At 58.0% G+C, this 18134-nt stretch carries 12 protein-coding genes; 9 read left to right on the top strand and 3 right to left on the bottom strand.

Features of this window, described 5'->3' with window-relative positions; all coding sequences use genetic code 11:
• Positions 1 to 201: 201 nt before the first annotated feature.
• The gene (locus ACIF4X_RS00390; protein WP_397480453.1) at positions 202 to 5067 is read left to right on the top strand and encodes a dermonecrotic toxin domain-containing protein; all 4866 of its coding nucleotides are present in this window, start codon (positions 202 to 204) and stop codon (positions 5065 to 5067) included.
• A gap of 70 nt (positions 5068 to 5137) precedes the next feature.
• Here the strand turns inward: ACIF4X_RS00390 and ACIF4X_RS00385 are convergent, their stop codons facing one another.
• On the bottom strand, positions 5138 to 5407 hold the full coding sequence (locus ACIF4X_RS00385) for a PepSY domain-containing protein (protein WP_397480704.1): 270 nt from the start codon (positions 5405 to 5407) through the stop codon (positions 5138 to 5140).
• Between the two features lie 153 nt (positions 5408 to 5560).
• On the opposite strand from ACIF4X_RS00385, the gene ACIF4X_RS00380 reads away from it, so the two are divergent.
• The gene (locus ACIF4X_RS00380) at positions 5561 to 6562 is read left to right on the top strand and encodes a FecR family protein (RefSeq protein ID WP_397480452.1); all 1002 of its coding nucleotides are present in this window, start codon (positions 5561 to 5563) and stop codon (positions 6560 to 6562) included.
• Between the two features lie 56 nt (positions 6563 to 6618).
• Here the strand turns inward: ACIF4X_RS00380 and ACIF4X_RS00375 are convergent, their stop codons facing one another.
• Entirely contained in the window at positions 6619 to 8964 is a 2346-nt protein-coding gene (locus ACIF4X_RS00375; protein WP_397480451.1) for an acylase, read from the bottom strand.
• 915 nt (positions 8965 to 9879) lie between these two features.
• Here ACIF4X_RS00375 and ACIF4X_RS00370 point away from each other — a divergent pair.
• On the top strand, positions 9880 to 10257 hold the full coding sequence (locus ACIF4X_RS00370; RefSeq protein ID WP_397480450.1) for a fe2+ zn2+ uptake regulation protein: 378 nt from the start codon (positions 9880 to 9882) through the stop codon (positions 10255 to 10257).
• An 18-nt stretch (positions 10258 to 10275) separates the two neighbouring features.
• Here ACIF4X_RS00370 and ACIF4X_RS00365 read toward each other — a convergent pair whose 3' ends face one another.
• Complete coding sequence (locus tag ACIF4X_RS00365; protein ID WP_038363103.1) at positions 10276 to 10464, bottom strand: hypothetical protein; 189 nt, start codon at positions 10462 to 10464, stop codon at positions 10276 to 10278.
• 158 nt (positions 10465 to 10622) lie between these two features.
• Here ACIF4X_RS00365 and ACIF4X_RS00360 point away from each other — a divergent pair, with 158 nt between their 5' ends.
• The 6 genes from ACIF4X_RS00360 (at position 10623) to ACIF4X_RS00335 (ending at position 18088) form a co-directional block, all read left to right on the top strand.
• Positions 10623 to 10763 (top strand): hypothetical protein, encoded by a 141-nt coding sequence (locus ACIF4X_RS00360; RefSeq protein ID WP_007918111.1) that lies wholly within the window; start codon positions 10623 to 10625, stop codon positions 10761 to 10763.
• A gap of 275 nt (positions 10764 to 11038) precedes the next feature.
• A complete protein-coding gene (locus ACIF4X_RS00355; RefSeq protein ID WP_397480449.1) occupies positions 11039 to 12286 on the top strand; it encodes an MFS transporter in 1248 nt (415 codons plus the stop codon).
• Between the two features lie 11 nt (positions 12287 to 12297).
• On the top strand, positions 12298 to 13428 hold the full coding sequence (locus tag ACIF4X_RS00350) for an acyl-protein synthase (protein ID WP_397480448.1): 1131 nt from the start codon (positions 12298 to 12300) through the stop codon (positions 13426 to 13428).
• A gap of 1 nt (position 13429) precedes the next feature.
• Entirely contained in the window at positions 13430 to 15826 is a 2397-nt protein-coding gene (locus ACIF4X_RS00345) for an acyl-CoA reductase (protein WP_397480447.1), read from the top strand.
• 43 nt (positions 15827 to 15869) lie between these two features.
• Positions 15870 to 17171, top strand: a complete 1302-nt coding sequence (locus tag ACIF4X_RS00340) for a phenylacetate--CoA ligase family protein (RefSeq protein WP_397480446.1) — start codon at positions 15870 to 15872, stop codon at positions 17169 to 17171.
• Complete coding sequence (locus ACIF4X_RS00335; RefSeq protein ID WP_397480445.1) at positions 17159 to 18088, top strand: GNAT family N-acetyltransferase; 930 nt, start codon at positions 17159 to 17161, stop codon at positions 18086 to 18088. Before ACIF4X_RS00340 ends, ACIF4X_RS00335 begins: the two co-directional genes overlap by 13 nt.
• Positions 18089 to 18134: the final 46 nt, after the last annotated feature.

The following is an 18134-nucleotide window of genomic DNA, read 5'->3' as shown; positions in this document are numbered from 1 at the left end:
GAACAACAGCGTACGGACGACTTGCCCACCGATTAACCATGGCGGAGCTGTCGGCTGTCAACCCTTGGATGGGTGATGACCGACATTGACCCATGGCACATTTCCACTCGGCATGTGCGGTAACTATGTACCGCCTGCACGGCGACTTGCGCTCCTACTCTTGAACTCCCCGCCCAAGGCGCCCCGTTCAGAGTTGCGAAGATGTCCAGCCCGCTGCTGTTTCCCGACATACTCAAATCCACAGGCCGGCATGACGAGTTGAGTCGAACACACGGCCTCAACAGTAAAGATTTCAGCTGGCTGGCCCATGTGCAGCTGGCGACCCACGCCCTGCGCAGCGAACAAACCCCACCCATGCTCGCCGAACGGATTCTGCTTAACGCCGACAAGCAACTCGCCGTACCACTGGCCGGCAGTTTTATTCTCGGCACCGGGCCGGATGACAATGGCGTTTTTTTATACACCCCCTACGACGGGCTGAAAAAATACAGCGATCACAAGGCCCTGACAGACGCCTTGCAGACGCGCCTCGACAACGCTGAGGAAACCGATGATCTGTTCGCTTTTCTCACCGTTTCGCTGCGTAAAGAGCTGGTCGAAAAGCGCGGTATTACCCTGACCCGCGAAACAATCCAGGGCGATGTGTTTGACGATCAAAAAGCCCTGATCAGCGAATCCCGGGACGCCTGTGCGCGCGATCTGCTGGATGAACTGAAACGCCTGCCTTCGCTGACAACACTGCTGGAAAAAATTCTCGACGAACTGCTCGAACCGCACTTTAACGGTTTGCCGCAATCGCTCACCCGCGTCAGTTTGTTCGCCAACATCACGTCCCATTCAGGGGATACTCGACATCGGGTCGATTCGTTGTCGCCAAGTGAAGCGCTGCTGCTGCATTTCCGCCGTCAGGGCTGGCCGCGCGGTCACACGGCAGAATTCTCCCACCCGACCCGTCCCCCCCGGGATGCTGACCAGATAGCGTGGGCAAAAGCGATCACATCCGCGTCGGAAAAGCTGACCATGCTGCTGTTTCGACAACTTGAGGTCTACTGGAATACCGCCGCATTTGAGGGGTCGTCCAGACGCACCTTCTTCACCCAGACGCTGCAGGATCAGGTGCGTGCCGATTTGATGATCAAGCGCGAAACAGAAATCCTCTCGGCCACTGAGTTCAACGCCCTGCACAGCTTGATTCGAGAGCCAAACGTGGGTGTCCGGCGGCCGAACTTCGAAACGGTATGTCTGCGCGAGGAAACCGCTTATGTCGAGTTGGCCGGCTCGCTGATGATCAACCATGACAAGGCCTACCTCTACACCCCCACGCAAGGCTTGCAAGTCCTCACGAACTACGCCGACCTCAAGCAAACGCTGACGGCCAAACTCAATGCAGCGGGACATGAAGACGAGCTGTACGGGCTGATGAATCTGGAAGAGCGCAATCGCTACCTGGGTTTCGCCAACGCTCAGGTTTCAGGAGAGAACATCGGCGGCGAAATCATCACGACGCTGTTTGAGGCGATCCTCACCAAACAGCGCCAGAACGTTGAATTCGCCTTGCAGCTGTTTCGCCAAAGCGAGCGCACGATCGACATCCACGCGCTTTTCGATAAAGCGCTGGATATCCGCTCAATGATTCACGAACGTCTACTCAAGCTTGACGTCAACGAGCGGTGGAGTACGCGCCCGATGTTTACCAGCGCTCCTCCTTCCTCACTCGTGCAGGCCGACAAGGCGGCTCACCTGGCGACAGAACTCGAACGAACCCTGGACAATCTCTCCAGCCACTTCAAAGATCAGCCGACCACGAGCAGCACCGATCAGCGCGTCTTTCTCGAAGGCATTCGATGGAAACTGGCGCAGGCTTTCGAGGAGGGGGTGCGCGGGGAGGCGCGCATAAAAAACCTCAGCGATTCCTGGCTGACGGCCGAGCGAAAAATAGTCGATACCGTGTTCGATGCAAAACACGCAACCCGGATGGATCGCCAGTCACTCAATGGGTTCCGGCCGGATGCCTGGTCGCTCAACCTCACCTGTGCCGGCCAAAGCGGTGTGCTGCCGCTCGCTCATTGCGTGCTGATGACCGAGCGCGGCGGCATGGACGGCGAGCATTCCGGGCGTGCCATCCTGTGGACGCCAGCCATTGGACTGGAATCGTTCGACGATATCGCCATTGCGCAGAAGCAATTGCAACGGCGCCTCGACGACCATGACCAGTGTCGGACGCTGCTGGAAAACCTGCCTGTGAAGCAATATCAACTGGACCGCCAATACACGCTGGGCACCTTCCATTTGATTGAAGGCGACGTGTTGAACGATCGCATGCAATCGGCCATTGAACATTTCCTGGCCCATTGTGAGGCTTTACGCGCTTGTATCACGGACAAGGACATCCTCTCGGATTATCTCAACCAAACGAAAAACACCGTCATCGATACGAACTTGCGCCGAACCATCGAACTCGCGCGCGCCTTCGTCAGTCAGCGGGATTTTCCCGACTGGTTGCGCATGGCCCCAATCACGGAACAACGCACACAACTCGCACTGCTGGATGAAGTCCGGCGTAGTTTTATCGATGGCAAGGATTTTCTCGAGGCCGTCCCTGCGTTGGCCACCCACGTTGACCAAACACTGAAGACACTGCTCGACGCCCGATTTCCGAACAACGGACTCATGCCACACGATATCCATATCACTCCGAATCTGACCCTTGCCGGCCCTCCCTGCAACTTGCTCGAATTTGCCTTGCATCACTACAACATCGTGCAAGGCACCGGGTTCAAAGTCGCCTCGAAAGCAACTACAGCGTTGCCGACGAACTTTGATCAGTCTGCGGTACAGCAATTGTTGTCATCGCTCAATGTCACCACCACCTATGTGGAGAAAGTGACCAAGACGCTGTCAGGCAGTCATGAATCTGCACGCACCAGCAAAGAACGTTTTCTGCGTCAGCTGCCTTGGCAATTGATGCAGCACGCGCACTCGCTGAAGCTGCAACAGCAACTGTCAGAGACCGGATATGACTACATCTGCCAAGTACTGGACATGCCGGATGCAATAGCCCGTGCCACCGTCAAGGGTGCGCACGCCATTGTCGGCCCGCTATCGTTGATGAAGACCGAAGGCAGTGATGCGGTCGACGCCCTCGGCCTCTATGTCATTCGGCCTGGCGCGGGACACTCAGGGCCACGGGTGCTCTACGCCCCCTACTCCAGATACGTTTTTCGCGAATTCGAAAATGAAGCGCAATGGGTGGACGCCCTCAATACACCTGGGCATTTCCAGGATCTGATCCTGCGACGTCTGCCCGCCGAGCAACAGACCGTTCTCAAGAACCTGTTGAAAACCACGATTGGCAAAACCAGTGAAATCAAACTTCACAACACTGCCATCAACGGCAATGTGTTGGAGCACTTTCACAAAGATACGCTCAGTCTTTTGCCGCGTTTACTCAGTTGCCAGCAGCAGATCAATGCACAATCCGACTGGGAAACCGCGAAGTCTTTGTTCAGTCGCGGTGTCCGTCTGGTGCCTCACCTCTTGTCCGGCAAACTCGCGTCTTTGTTCTTTCTCTGGAAAAGCTACAAGGACTTCAAGGAGTCCGCCGAAGGTCTTCAGGATCACCATTGGGCCAACGCTCTGAAAGGCTTTATTGCCGGGGCAATATCCCTGTTTAGCCTGGGTCGTCTGTCGTGCGAAACGGAGGCAGAAGCGCAAACAGCTGACTTTGCCTCCGAGGCGCAAAGACCTGAATCGAAGGGTGCCGACGCAGCCGTGAACACGACGGCAAAAGCCGTCGTTCGCTGGTCAAAAGTGCCACCGGTTACGCCCTCTCGCGTCAACTTGCAGCCTTATGAGACAACCACCGCACTCGAGAGCCTCAAGCTTGAGCCACCTAAACTTGTTTATATGGATTCATCGGGTACTCGCAAGTATGCGGCGATTGCCGGCAAGGTCTATCCGGTAATAGAGGCAGAAAAAACCTGGTACTTGCGCAAAAAAGACGGGGGCCGAGGGCCGGCCCTGGAGCAGAAAAACTCACGACTGGTGCTTGCCCGCCCCGGTCAGCCCGTGCATCGCTGCCGATCAAAGCGGCGCAATCGACTGCAAAACAGAGTTGAGCAACATTGTTCGATTCTGATGCGAATCCAGGCCCGAGGGATGGCACAGATCAATCGCCAATATCCCGCCAGAGCTTTCGTGATACAGCAAGCTGTCGCCCGGGCAAGAACCTACGCGCTCAATTGCCTGCATAACTTTGTCGTCCATCGCGACAACCTTGGGGGCTCTCGCGTGGAAACGGTCCTCAGAGATTTTTTCGAAATCTCGCAGATCACGCCCATGCTCCTGAAGAAAGTCGAGAAGGTCATCCTGCCGATTTGCCGGGAGCTGACTGACCCAAAAGATGACTTGCTCTATACCGACCGTTTTTTCGTTGGCCACAATGAGCGTTACGATGACGATACGGTTGCCTTTGTATTCAAGGAAGACACGCGAAAGGTCATCCACTTTACGGAACATTTTTTCAACCCGAGACTGGACGCTTATACCGAGTTTTTGCCTCCCAGGTTCAATGTGGATTCCCACGCACGCGCAATCACACTACTCCACGAGCTGTCGCATTTGATCTGCGACACCGAAGACTTTGTCTCCGTAGAGGCAATGTGTCCATTCCCTGACCTTATCGACATCACCCTCCCGGATGGGCAGCTGCTCAAAGCGATCCTGGAACGCTATCGTAAATCCTTGTCCCGCTCCGCTGACCCTTCACGATTATTCGTGGAAAAGAACGATACTGGGGTGTGGGTGGATCTTGACCAGTTGCCTGGGCACGCCAAGGCCTACAAAAAACTTCTCAGCCTGACCAAAACCGCAAACCTTGCAGAGGCTCGTAAAGCGATCCGCCATCCGGTCACTAATGAAGCACGTATTGACGTAATGCTGGCCAATGCCGATTCGATCGCCCTGCTCATCAGCGAATTGGGCCGGCAACTTGATCCGCCACTGGTGCCGATACCCTTGCCGGCTCCAGCGTCAAGTCAAGCGCAAACCCTGCAAACGTTGGCGTGACCAGCGAAAAAAATGCGCCGGGTTGACGCCGGCGCATGTTTCAGGAGCTCACTGAGTGTTTACAACGTGATCAATCCTTCTGATCCCGCAAAATATTGCCCGATGCCCCGTCGATGCGGAACTCGTAAACAACGCCGTCCGCCTTGCGCCCTTCACCTTTCCAATAGCCGTTGTTGTCGGCTTCGATCTCATAGACCTCGACGTAACCGGCCTTGGTTTTAACGATTTCGATGGCTTTTTCGATGGTTACCCAACCAGCACCCGGCTTATCTGCCAACGCTGCGCCAGCACTGAGCAAACCGGCAGTGGCGATCAAGGCTGCGAATGTCTTTTTGATCATTTTTTCACTCCATTTGTGGATAGTGGTCATTGTCGTCCTGTCTTTTTGGGCGCCTGAGCGAAAAATAAGTTCCACTTTGATGGGTAAATGCCATGACGGTTGTTCTCGGTAACTTCCCGACAAGGTTAGAATGTGCGAAATCAGGACGAGTCAATGACCCAAGACACCCTCTCGGAAGCCGAATACGATGCGATCACCGATGCCGCCGCGCATTGGTGCATGCGTGTGCACGCCGCCGACTGCACCGCCGAAGAGCGTCGCGCGTTCAAGCAATGGCACGATGCTCATCCACTGCATGCCTTCGAATATGAAGCCATGCTGGAAATCTGGGACGTGGCTGAACACTTGCCTCGCCCGGAATCTGCGTCAGTCGTGCCAGCGCCTCGACCTTCGCGCTCATGGCGTCAATTCGCTGTTGCAGCCGGTGTCTGTGCGCTCGCCCTGCCACTGGCCGCTTACACTGGCTGGAACCTGGGCTGGCTGCCCAACAGCTATCAGCATTTCGCCGCCACCGATAATGTCCGGCAGGTCACGCTGAATGATGGCAGCCAGATCGAACTGAACCTGAACACCGACCTGACCTTCAGCAATTACAAAGACGAACGCCGGGTCACCCTGAAAAAAGGTGAAGCGTTCTTTACGGTCAGTCACGACCTGGCCCACCCGTTTGTCGTCCGTGCAGGCGAAGGCAAGATTCGAGTCACGGGAACACGGTTCAATGTCTGGATGTATCAGGATCAAGTGCGCGTGAACCTGATCGAAGGCTCGGTGCTGGTCACCAGCAATCGTTCATTACCCGGCGATGGCTTGCGCCTTGGCCCGTCGATGCAGGCACGCTACAAGCAAGGCGATTACATGCCGCAGATCAGCCAGACTTACGCCAGCGACACTTCACTGGCGTGGCGCAATGGCAAACTGGTGCTGGATAACCTGGCATTGAGCGAAGCACTGCCACTGATCAATCGTTATCTGAGCAACCCACTCGAACTGGCTGATAACAGCACCGGTTCGATTCGCGTGGGTGGCATCTACAACATCAAAGAGTTGAACAACCTCGCCAACAGCCTGCCCAAAGTGCTGCCGGTCTACCTGAGTCGTAACAAGGAAGGTAACCCGGTGATCAACTCGATACCGCAACAGCCGCCAAAAAGCTGAAGGCCGCATCCCTTGCAGGATGCGGCCTTCAGGCTTGATGCGATGAACGCTTGTACTTATTGAGCGGCGACTTTCCCCGCCTTGTCCAACGTCTCGCGAACAGTCTGCACCTGATACTGCGGATCAGCCTGAATCTGCTGTTCGGTGAACGGCAACACACTCCACTGCTTCTTCGAGAACGCCTCGGTCTGGTCCCGCGAATACTTCGACGCCGGATCGCTCGACAGCGAAAACGCCAGCAGCCCTTGGGCGTGCGGGCCCTTGTTGTCAAAGGTCACCACTTGCAGGTAGCTCGTGCCACTGACCACTTCGAGTTTGCCGTCCTCACGGGGCACGCTCTGCATGGCGTTGTAGATTCCCAGAGTCGCCGGCCCGCCGTGAATCGGCGTCTGTTGCCCGCCACTGCTGACCACCTGGATATCACCCCAGCGGGTTTGCGGCGTGAGACCCATTTTTGTCGTCGCTTCGACCGACGCCAACATGGCCTCACGCAACGCCTTGGCCACCGCCGGCCGCTCGACTGCCAGGCCACGCGGAGTGTGTTGTGCATCCTTGGGATCGAACGCCACGCGCCAGACATCCGGCGCAGCCTGCAATGCTTGCATGATGTTCTGGAAGTGCACCAGGCCCACGCCCGAATCGAGATTGGCGCGGCCATCCCAGGCCTTGAGGCTGACGCAAACCGGTTTAAGGGCCTGAGCATCGGCGCCGAGATCAGCGGCACAGAACTTCAACAGATCCGGCACCACCTGCGTCGCCAGATACACCTGGTCGTCCATCACCATTTGCTGCAGATCTTTCACCGCCAACGGTCCTTTCTTGCTCAGCGTGCTCAAACGATCCAGAGCAAACCGGGCGCGCAAGCCCAGCGGTTGGCCATCCTGACTGATCAGCGGCGAGAAACCGGTCAGCGGTTGCGCCGGGTTGGCCAGCCACGCAGAGTCGTTGGAATGCTGGACGAAATCCTTGCGCAGCAGTTGCGGCAATTGGCTGGCAGCATAAATGCCTTTCTGCGCAGCTTGTGGGTCGATGTCCCACGCGCAGGCACTGTTGGAGCCGTCCAATACGATCATTTGTGTGCCGATACGCGGGTCGCTGCATTTGGCCAGCTTCTCGGCGTTGACGTTCGGCACCACCGACAGGTTCATGTACAGCGTCTGGCCTTTGTCATCGACGGCCAGAGTGTTGACCCACGGAATACCCTGAATCTTGTGCACCGAATCCTGCAGCTCCGAAAGTGTGGACGCCTGATTCATCGTGTACCACTGGTTCAGCACACGATCATTGTCGAGGTTGGCGTCGCGCAGGCTGTAGGCGAACTGATTGTCCCAGTCGAGCTTGCCCGGCCATTGCACGATCGGCCCGAATTGCGAACTGTAGACATCACGCGAGACCGGCACTACTTGCCCGTCGGCCTGTTTCACCTGCACGGTGACGGTCTGCTTGTTCAGCGGCATTGACTTGCCATCGAGCAGATAACGGGTGGAATCCTTCGGATCGAGTTGCAGACGATAGAGCGTGAAATGTTTCGACGAATCGACCGTGTGCGTCCAGGCCAGGTGCTGATTGAAGCCGATATTGATCATCGGCAGGCCTGGCAAGGCGGCGCCCATGACGTCGAGTTTGCCGGGAATGGTCAGGTGCATTTGATAGAAGCGCATCCCGCCGACCCAAGGAAAGTGCGGGTTGGCCAGCAACATTCCACGCCCGTTAAACGAGCGCTCGCTGCCCACCGCGACAGCGTTACTGCCACGGTCCAGGGCAAAGCGTTGCTGACGCGCGTCAGCCAACTGATAGGCCTGCACGTTTTGTTCGATTGCGGCGCTCGCATGCGGCGGTGTAGCACCGGCCAAGGCCTCGGCGAACTGGCCGACACCGCCCTCGACCAACAGTCGGCGGGTCAGCTTCACCAGATCTTCCGGTGCAATATCTCGCACCCACTCGCCCTGACACTGTTGCGGCAAGCCTTGCGGACGGCGCTCGGCCAGATAGCGGTTGTAGCCCGCGGCATAACCTTCGACCAGATCACGCACCTGCGCAGGTTGCGCCTGCCAGAAAGCCTTGACCGCCTCTGGCGTATTGAGCCAGGTAAAGAACACGTCGCTGACACGGTTTTCACGTTGCTCGACGCTGAACTGATCCGGGCCGAAGTAACGGGAACGCTGGCCATTGACCGTCACGATCTCGTTGGCCAACAGGCACAGATTGTCCTGGGCATAGGCATAGCCGATGCCAAAACCCAGCCCGCGCTCGTCTTGCGCGCGGATATGCGGCACGCCAAAAGCAGTGCGGCGAATATCGGCGCTGACATCCGTCGCCGGGCTGAACGCATGGGCCGAACCACTCAGGCCAAAAACCACGCCGGCCAAGGTCAGTCCGGTTAACTGTCTGGAAATAATCACGCTCGCTCCTGATCGACATGCCAAAGAGCGGATCAGGCGCTTGCGCGGACCCGCCCTGGAAACACCCACGCGTCCACGCGCAATGAGCCTGTCGAAGAAACGAAGTCAGAGGAAAAAATTTAGGCACTCCACGCAATCCCCCGAACGCAAAATCAAAAGCCCCTCACCCTAGCCCTCTCCCGGAGGGAGAGGGAACTGACCGCGGTGACTGTGAGACATGCGCCGACGTGAGATTCCGAGCCGCACTCAAATCCAGAAACAAATCAAAAGCCGCCCCCCACCCTAGCCCTCTCCCGGAGGGAGAAGGAACTGACCGAGGTGATGGCGAGAGATACACCGTCGTGAGATACCGAGCCGCACTCAATACTGAAGCAAATCAAAAGCCGCCCCCCCCCCCGCTCCTCACCACTCAACAGGATGAGCGTTAGCTCGGCTGCAGCTCTTGATCTTGCCGTGCTGGCCCCTTCGGCAGGCTGAGTGGAGGGATTTATCCGGGGGTGGGAGCGCAGCGACCGTTCGACGAAGTCGAATGCATCGAGAGGAGGTGCAGCGAAGCAAACCGTAGGCGATGCCCCCGGATAGATCCCGTAACGAAGGAACCCGAGCCACGGCGAGGGCCGAACGCCGGGGCCCAGCCTTTTGGTTACTTTTTGGCGTCTGAAAAAGTGACCCGCTGTAAGAGCGGAACCGCCAGCCGCAACCCCCAAAAAAACGGATATACACCCAAAACCCCAACAGCATGGTCGGCCCAAAGGCCGCCAAGCCCAACACAATCCCAACCCAGAATCACAAGGAAAAGACAAACCCACGACAAATTTTCTACATTTTTTCTTTCATGATTTGTCGTGCTGAAACGTCTTGTTTAGAGAGAGCAAAAAAACCTTTCCCGATCAAGCTCTGAAAAGGAGTAATCGCATGTACAACTCGCATCTACCAACGGACGGTAGCCAGGCCCCCAAAGGAGTTTCCATGAGCCCTCACGCGAGCGATTTCGGGCAACGCGTCGAGCGTCACGGCAACGAACGCATCCGTTTGCTGCTGAAAAGTTTCGGGCTGCGCACCAGCCTGATTCGTCTGAAAGTCATTGATGCCCTGCTGGTCGCCGCACAAAGCGAACGGCGTCTGGGCGTGCGCGGCGTCCACAGTCAATTGCTCGACCTGGATATTCCGCTGTCCTTCCTCAGTGTGCGCGAAGTGCTGAAGCGTCTGTGCGCCGAAGGGGTGATCACCTTCAATGAAGACAAGAGCTACAGCCTGCATCCACAGGCTGCGGCAGTCCTCAACAACGATTGAAGCGTGCGGCAAACGCCGTCAAGGCTTGACCTTGCGGCGCATGACGCCGTTGATCACCACCACAATCACCGCCACACCGATGGCGACGAACTGGAACGTCTTCTCCGAAATCATTCCGGCGTTTTGCAGCCAGGACAGGCCAAGCATGATCGCCAGGACCGACACGGCGATCAGAATCGAATAAATCAAGCGTTGCTTGTGGGTCATTGCGGCTTCCTGAAACGTTGAAATGTATCCGTTTTGTATCCGTTTGCATGCCATGCACATACCGTTCTACGGGGATGCGCCGCGGCAATCGGGGTCTCATGTTACAGCCGATGAAGAGTTTTGGCTTCATGACGGCGTAACCATGAGGAATTTTCAAAATGCTGCGTCGAATCACCTGGCTGATTCCGGTTCTTGCCCTGCTGACCCTGAGTGGCTGCATCATCTTCCCCCACGGCGGCTGGCATGACGATCACCACCGTTATTACCAGGGTGGCCCTGGTTATTACCAACATCGCTAGAACAGGATTGTTCGCCCTGCCCGCTTGCCAACTAACAGATTGAGGCAGGCCATCAACAAGCCCGATCAACTTCAAACAAAGCCCGCCCTGTTGCGGGCTTTTCTGTTTCTTGCCGGCGGCTCTGCCGCGCAGTTGAAATTCGCCTGCTACGCAAAGCGGACTCGCTAAATAAGTTGCAAGCATTTGAAATTTAATGTCGCAGCAAAACAATAGGTCACGTATGCCTCTGCCACTAGTCTCTGGCAACTTTCCTCCACTCACTAACAGGGACGTTTATGCAGAGAACTCTTATACAGATCGGGCCTCGACAAGTGCTCGGCTTCTGTTTAGCGCTAAGCGCTTTTGAACTTCTGACGTATATGGCCAGCGACTTGATCATGCCAGCCATGCTGAGCGTGACAACTGAACTTCACGCTGATGTGCGTCATGTGCCGAACGCCTTCAATCTGTATCTGATTGGCGGAGTCTGCCTGCAATGGCTGATTGGGCCGCTGTCCGATCAATGGGGCCGGCGGCGGGTACTGTTGGTCGGCTGCGCATTGTTTGCGGTGGCCTGCGCAAGTGCATTTGCCACCCAGAGCATTGAAACCTTCAATCTGCTGCGACTGTTGCAAGGCATGGGCCTGGGTTTCGTGGTCGCGGTCAGTTATCCCGCCCTTCAGGAAGTATTCTGCGAGGCTGATGCGGTGCGCTTGATGGCGCTGCTCGGCAATATCGCCCTGCTTTCACCGCTGATGGGGCCGCTATTGGGCATTGTCTTGTTGCAATGGCTGTCCTGGCGCGAACTGTTTCTGGGCCTCGGTTTTGCCGCATCAATGGTCTGGCTGGGGCTTTTCGTCTGCATGCCGGAAACGGTCGGGGTCACTCGCCGCGATGGGCACGTGCAGGCCGCCGTACGTTGTTCCTGGCGCCAGACCGGTCAACGCTACCGAGCCCTCTTGGGTAATCGTCGCTTCCTCGCTGCCAGTCTCGCACTGGGGCTCATGAGTCTGCCGCTGATCGCCTGGATCGGCTTGGCACCATTGCTGCTGATCCAGCTGCTCGGGCTGACGCCGCTGGAATATGCCTTGTGGCAGATTCCGGTTTTTTCCGCTGTTATCACCGGCAATCTGATCCTCGACCGCTTGCTGGCTACGCATTCTTTGTCCCGGTTGATCCGGTTGGCGCTCTGGCCTTTTTGTCTGGGCCTTGGGGCGTTGATTGCCTGCGCGCTGTCAGGTGCCGGACTGGGCGCAGTGGTTGCCAGCCTGGCGTTGTACGCGGTCGGACTGGGAATGAGCAACGCTGCGTTGTATCGGCTGGCGCTGTTTGCCAGCGACGACAGCAAGGGCTTGGTCTCGGCGCTGGCCGGCATGATTTCGATTGCGGTGATGGGGCTCGGCGGCTCGCTGATTGCCACCATCGGCGGCGGCGCCGGCCTCGAACGCTTCGCACTCTGCGCCGCCTTCAGCGGCCTGATGTGCCTGCCCCTGTTGCACGGTTTGTTGCAACGCACATCTCCCGACTCCGTCTCTGCTCAATAAAGGAATATTGAATGAACCACTTCCCCGCCAGCGATGCGCTTTGCGCGTTGCCACACCCCTATTGCCCGGATTCTGTGCCCACGGGCCTGTTCGACCAGGCCATGACCGAAATCAGTCGGTTTCATTGCCAGCACACCCCCGGCTACGAACATTGGCTGAACGCCAACGGCCTCGATGTGAAGGATCTGGACAGCCTCGATGACTGGTCCCGACTGCCGCCGATTCTGGCCAATTTTTTCAAACAGCAACTGTTGCTCAGCCCGACCGGGGAGGATGCCCTGGAACTGACATCCTCCGGCACCAGTGGCCAAAAAAGCCGCATGCGCTACGACCAACGCAGCCTGTCGGCCGCGCAGTTCATGGTCGAGCAGATCTTTAATCATTACGGCTGGAACACGCCGGATACGCCGTGCAACTACCTGCTGCTGAGCTACGAACCACAAGGTGCGATCACACTGGGAACGTCCTATACCGACCAGTTCCTCTGCCGCTTTGCGCCCGTCAATAGAGTTGTCTACGCCTTGCGCTGCAACGGCGATGGCCACCAGTTCGATGTGTTTGGCGTCATCGCGGCCCTGCAATCGTTCGCCGAGGAAGGCCTGCCCGTGCGCATTTTCGGTTTCCCGGCGTTTCTTTGGCAGACCTTGCAGCAAATGCAGGCCACAGGTGTGCCTGAGCTGAAACTGCCGGCCGATTCGCTGGTGTTCTTCGGCGGCGGCTGGAAAACACAGGTCCGCGAGGAGATTCCAAAACAACAACTGTATGGGCGCATCGCCCGACAACTGGGTATCGCAACGTCACGATGCCGCGACGGTTACGGCGCGGTCGAGCACGCGGTGCCCTACATCGAATGTGCCCAGCATCATTTTCATGTGCCCGTTTACGCCAGGGCTTACGTGCGTAATCCGCAGGACTTCTCCGTTCAACCCTACGGCCAGCAAGGCTTGCTGGGGTTCGTCTCGCCCTATATTTCGTCCAGCCCGGCGCACGCCGTGGTGATGAGCGATCTGGCGACATTGCACCCCGGTTCGAGCTGTGACTGCGGCCTCGCCAGTGACTGGTTCGAACTGCATGGCCGCGCAGGCACCACAGTCGGCAGAAGCTGCGCGATGGCCGCGTCCGAATTACTGGGGAGGCACTGACATGTACCTGATCAACGGAGATCTGCACGCGGACGTAAACCTCGACAACGCACTGGCGCTGCTGCATCAAACCTTGCCGCAACACCTGAGTACGCCGCTGGACAGCGCCACCGTACTGACTGCCGCCGCACAGTTTGCCCAGCAATTGCACAGCGCCGAACTGCCGCTGGATGAAGAACAACGCCAGGCCCTGATCGACTTCTGTCAGCCTCATGCTCTGCAACTCAAGCTTGAGCGCGAACTGGGCGATCAGGCTGAATCGCTGCGACGTATCGATTATCAGCAATCGCGCTTTGAGCGCTGGAGTCCGCTGGGACTGGTGGTCCACGTCACGCCGGCCAACGCGCCGCTGCTGGCGTGCTGCGCGATGATTGAAAGTCTCTTGGCCGGCAACATCAACTGGCTACGGCCCAGCCGCAGCGACCAGGGCCTGACGGCGCGCCTGCTGCACGCTCTGGTGCAATGCGACCCCAGCGGTGAGTTGCGCCATTACGTCGCTGTGTTACCGGTGGCGACAGCGCAGATCGGCCGTTTGTGCAAAATGGCCAACGGCGTTTCGGCGTGGGGTGGCGAAGCGGCGCTGCAGGCGATCCGCCAACAGTTGCCGCCCGGATGTCGCTGGATCGACTGGGGGCACCGCATCAGTTTTGCCTACCTGACGCCGGAAGCGGCCTCGCCACAGGCGCTGGACGCACTGGTCGATGAGGTCTGCCGACTGGATCAGCAAGCTTGTTCCAGCCCGCAATGGTTGTTGGTCGATAGCGACGACCCCGCCGCTCTACAAGCAATCGGCAGCGAATTGGCCAAAGCGTTCGAGCGCCGCGCCGAACAATGGCCGGCACTGATGCCGACGGCTCAGGAGGCCAGCGAAATCACTACCCGCACCCTGATGACGCGCCTGAGCCAGAGTTTTTCCGAGGTGACGGCGCAGGTCTGGAGCGCACCGGGATGGCGGGTGATCTGGAGCCATGATCAGTTGCTTGCGCCCTCGCCGCTGTTTCGCACGGTGTTGCTCAAGCCCCTGCCGCGTGCACGACTGACGCAAAACCTGCTGCCTTGGCGCAACGTTTTACAGAGCTGTGCACTGGTGTGCGACGAAGCGCAGATCGGTGCATTGTCGCGAACATTGATTGCCGCCGGCGTCAGCCGGATTGCGCCCATTGATGCAATCCATGATGGCTACGATGGCGAGCCCCACGACGGCGTTTATGCACTGCAACGGCTTAGCCGGCGGGTGTCGGTCAGCGTCGCACCGACGCAGTTGCTTACCCACATGACCCTCGACCGGCCACCGTGCAAGCCGACGCTGGCGGGCCGCGCGATCACCGACAAAGAAGCGTTTATCGCGCGACCGACGACAGCCGCGGCGCAACTGTTTTTCCGCTCTGGCGGCAGCAGCGGCACACCGGCGCTGGCGGGATACAGCTACCGCGATTTTCAGCGGCAAATGCGCGCAACGGCCGACGGGTTGTTTGCGGCGGGTCTCGATCCGCGCCGCGACAAGGTGATGAACCTGTTCTTCAGTGGCGGTTTGTACGGCGGCTTCTTCAGTTTTGCCAAAGTGCTGGAAATATTGGGCGCCCACCACCTGCCAATGGGTGCTCCGGCCGACGATGACTACAGCGATGTTGCGCAAGTCATCATCGAACAGCGCGTGACGGTACTGATTGGCATGCCCAGCACGCTGCATCGTTTGTTCCTCAACGAACAGCAGCGTCTGAGCCGTTATGGTGCCATCGAAAAAGTCTTTCTCGGCGGTGAACACATCAGTGATCAGTGTCGCGAACTGTTGCAGCGCTGTGGCGTTGCCAGCATCCGCTCGGCGGTGTACGGCAGTGTCGATGCCGGTCCCTTCGGGCATGCCTGTGCCGCGACCGGCGATGGTGTGTTTCATCTGATGGACGCGATCCAGCATCTGGAAATCGTTGCGCTTGCGGAGGACGTGCCTGTCGTTGGCAATGAAATCGGCCGTTTACTGTTCACCTCCACAGCCCGCGAAGGTCAGCAGGTACAGCGTTACGACGTCGGCGACACAGGGCGCTGGTTGCCCGGCGAATGCGCGTGCGGGCTGAGTTCCCCGCGTTTCGAACTGCTGCAACGGCACGGCAGACTGCTGCGTATCGGCACCGATTTCATCTGCCTGAACGAGCTCGCCAGACACCTGCAAACACCTTTTCAGTTGCGCCTCGATCACGCCCCTGACGGCCTCGAACGCCTGATGATTCGCAGCCCCGCTGCCCCCGCCGACATCCACCGCCGACTGGAAGGCTACGCGACGCTGACGACCCTCGTGCGAACCGGGCTGCTCACCGTGCAAGCGCAAACCTGCGAGCCGCAACAGTTCGACAGAAACAGACACAGCGCAAAGATACCGGCAGTGGTTGACGCTCGCCGCTGAAAGTCCAACTTCGTCCATGACCAGAACAATTAAAGAGACCACCATGAATACAACACTTGAACTGAGCAAGTTGCTCGCCTTCGCCCGCGAACATTCAACGTTTTACGCCAGACATTGGCAAGACTCTGCGCCACAGATCAGCACACTGGATGAACTTCCGCCGATTGATCCGCAACAATACTGGGCCAGCAGCACTCACTTCGATCAATGGCCAGTACTGACTTCAACAGTCCAACGCGCACTGGTGTTCAAGACCGGTGGAACAACCAGCGCGGGTAAACTTTCGGTATTCACCCGTGAGGAATGGCAGACACTTGTGCGCGACTTCGGTCGCCATCTGGCGAGCCAACTGAATACGGGAGACCGGGTTGCAAATCTGTTTTTTGTCGGCGACCTGTATGCCAGTTTCATCTTTATCCACGACGCCTTGGCACACGAAACATCGGGTATTACCGAGTACCCCTTCACCGGTGACGTCGACTTTACGGTACTCGCTGACTCTATCCGCCAGCACCGGATCAATGTGCTGGCCGGCGTGCCCGCTCAATTACTGACGTTCGCCAGCGTGCTGGAGCGCCAGGGGCAAACCCTGGCCGAGGTCGAAAGTGTGCTTTACGGCGGCGAAAGCCTGTTCGCCGGGCAATTGCAGATCTTGCACCGAGTGTTCCCGAACGCACGGATCGCCTCCATCGGCTACGCCAGTGTCGACGCGGGATTCATCGGCGCCACAAGCCGCGATTGTGCCTTGGGCGAGCACCGCATGCTGGCCAGCCACAGCGTGCTGGAAATTATCGATGAGCACACCGGTGAAGTGATTGAAGAGTGCAATCGTACCGGGCGCCTTCTGATCACCAACCTCACCCGTCGGCTGATGCCATTGATCCGTTATCCCGTGGGTGACCTCGCCTGCTGGCGAGAACCGGCCGAGGCGTCCATGCGCAAGTTTGCCTTGATGGGCCGTAGCATGAGCAGTCAGCGTATAAGGGTGAGCAGCCTGACCCTGTTGATCGAAGACATCGCCAAAGTGATTCAGCGCAGCACTGTCAGCGCCGACTGGCAACTGGTCATCAGCCAATCGGCAAACGTCGATATCTTGTGTCTGAAGTGGGTGCCCGAGGCGTTCAATCCCGAGACAGCGCAGACCGGCACAACCTTGCAAAACGGCTTGATCGAGCAATATCCGCTGATCGCGCAACTCTGCGCTGATGGCCAACTTGAACTGCAGGTCGCCCATTGCACAGCCGAGGCACTTGCTCGCCATCCGCGCTCCGGCAAACGCCAGCGAGTCGTCGACCTTCGCAACTACGACACCCCACGTCCGGAGCAACGCCCATGGACAACGTGACGCTGCGCAGTTATCGCCGCTCCGATGCTGGAGCGATCAGCCGTCTGTTCCGGGAAATCTATGGCGACCATTACGTGCAGCCGCACGTGTATCTGCCTCTGATGATCAACCAGAATCATGGCGATGGCAGTTGGCATTCGTTGGTAGCGGAATCCGGCAAAAAAATTCTTGGCCACGCCACGCTGTGCCGCAACACAGGATCAAACACGGCGGAACTGGCATTGAGCGTGGTGCATCCGTCCACGCGCGGGCAGAACATCGCCACGCATTTGGGCACGCGACTGTTGATCCATGCACAGGCACTGGGTTGCCATGGCGTAACCATCAAACAGGTCACGCAGCACGCCTATACACAGCGCATGGCTGACAAACTCGGCTTCTGCAGCACGGGATTGATGCTCGACTACGTGCCCTCGCCGTTTGGCGAACCACTGCCAGAATCCATCGTCATCGGCTACACGCCGATCGATGGCTCCCGCCGCCCACTCCCGGCGCTGTCATGGCCAGAAAGCTGCCGCGCTTTCATGGAGCATTTGTGCCGCGTACACGGGACACAGGACAAGGAAGCGTCATGGGTGGGAGCGCCTATTCATGTCGAACAGTGTTCCGGACGCTATGACGTGATTCTGCAAAAACTCGACAACGGTTTGCTCAAACAGCTGAAGCAACTGCCTGGACACTGGATGATCTCGATCAGGCTCAGACTGGCGACGGGTTTCGCCAGCGCCGTGGACAGCCTGTCAGCGATGGGCTTCGTCTTTACCGGGATTGCCCCGAATGAACGCTGTGCGGGATGGCTGGCGTTGTTTCATCGCGGTTATCGGCCGCGTACGCTGGAGTTGCGTTGCCCGCACATCCAACGGCTGCATGATCAGGCGCAACAACAAATAGCGTGCGCGAAAGCGTCGCTTTCTTGAAGCAGATCGAATCCATCGACACCGCCCGTTCAGAGTTTGAACGGGC

The organism is Pseudomonas sp. NPDC085632, from assembly GCF_044541255.1.
Lineage (GTDB): Bacteria > Pseudomonadota > Gammaproteobacteria > Pseudomonadales > Pseudomonadaceae > Aquipseudomonas.
This window is presented reverse-complemented; position numbering and strand designations above follow the sequence as displayed.

Coding starts and splice junctions, on each gene's coding strand:
- ACIF4X_RS00370 (WP_397480450.1), top strand. CDS start 9,880: ATGTACAACTCGCATCTACCAACGGACGGTAGCCAGGCCCCCAAAGGA.
- ACIF4X_RS00385 (WP_397480704.1), bottom strand. CDS start 5,407: ATGATCAAAAAGACATTCGCAGCCTTGATCGCCACTGCCGGTTTGCTC.
- ACIF4X_RS00365 (WP_038363103.1), bottom strand. CDS start 10,464: ATGACCCACAAGCAACGCTTGATTTATTCGATTCTGATCGCCGTGTCG.
- ACIF4X_RS00340 (WP_397480446.1), top strand. CDS start 15,870: ATGAATACAACACTTGAACTGAGCAAGTTGCTCGCCTTCGCCCGCGAA.
- ACIF4X_RS00345 (WP_397480447.1), top strand. CDS start 13,430: ATGTACCTGATCAACGGAGATCTGCACGCGGACGTAAACCTCGACAAC.
- ACIF4X_RS00380 (WP_397480452.1), top strand. CDS start 5,561: ATGACCCAAGACACCCTCTCGGAAGCCGAATACGATGCGATCACCGAT.
- ACIF4X_RS00355 (WP_397480449.1), top strand. CDS start 11,039: ATGCAGAGAACTCTTATACAGATCGGGCCTCGACAAGTGCTCGGCTTC.
- ACIF4X_RS00390 (WP_397480453.1), top strand. CDS start 202: ATGTCCAGCCCGCTGCTGTTTCCCGACATACTCAAATCCACAGGCCGG.
- ACIF4X_RS00335 (WP_397480445.1), top strand. CDS start 17,159: ATGGACAACGTGACGCTGCGCAGTTATCGCCGCTCCGATGCTGGAGCG.
- ACIF4X_RS00350 (WP_397480448.1), top strand. CDS start 12,298: ATGAACCACTTCCCCGCCAGCGATGCGCTTTGCGCGTTGCCACACCCC.
- ACIF4X_RS00360 (WP_007918111.1), top strand. CDS start 10,623: ATGCTGCGTCGAATCACCTGGCTGATTCCGGTTCTTGCCCTGCTGACC.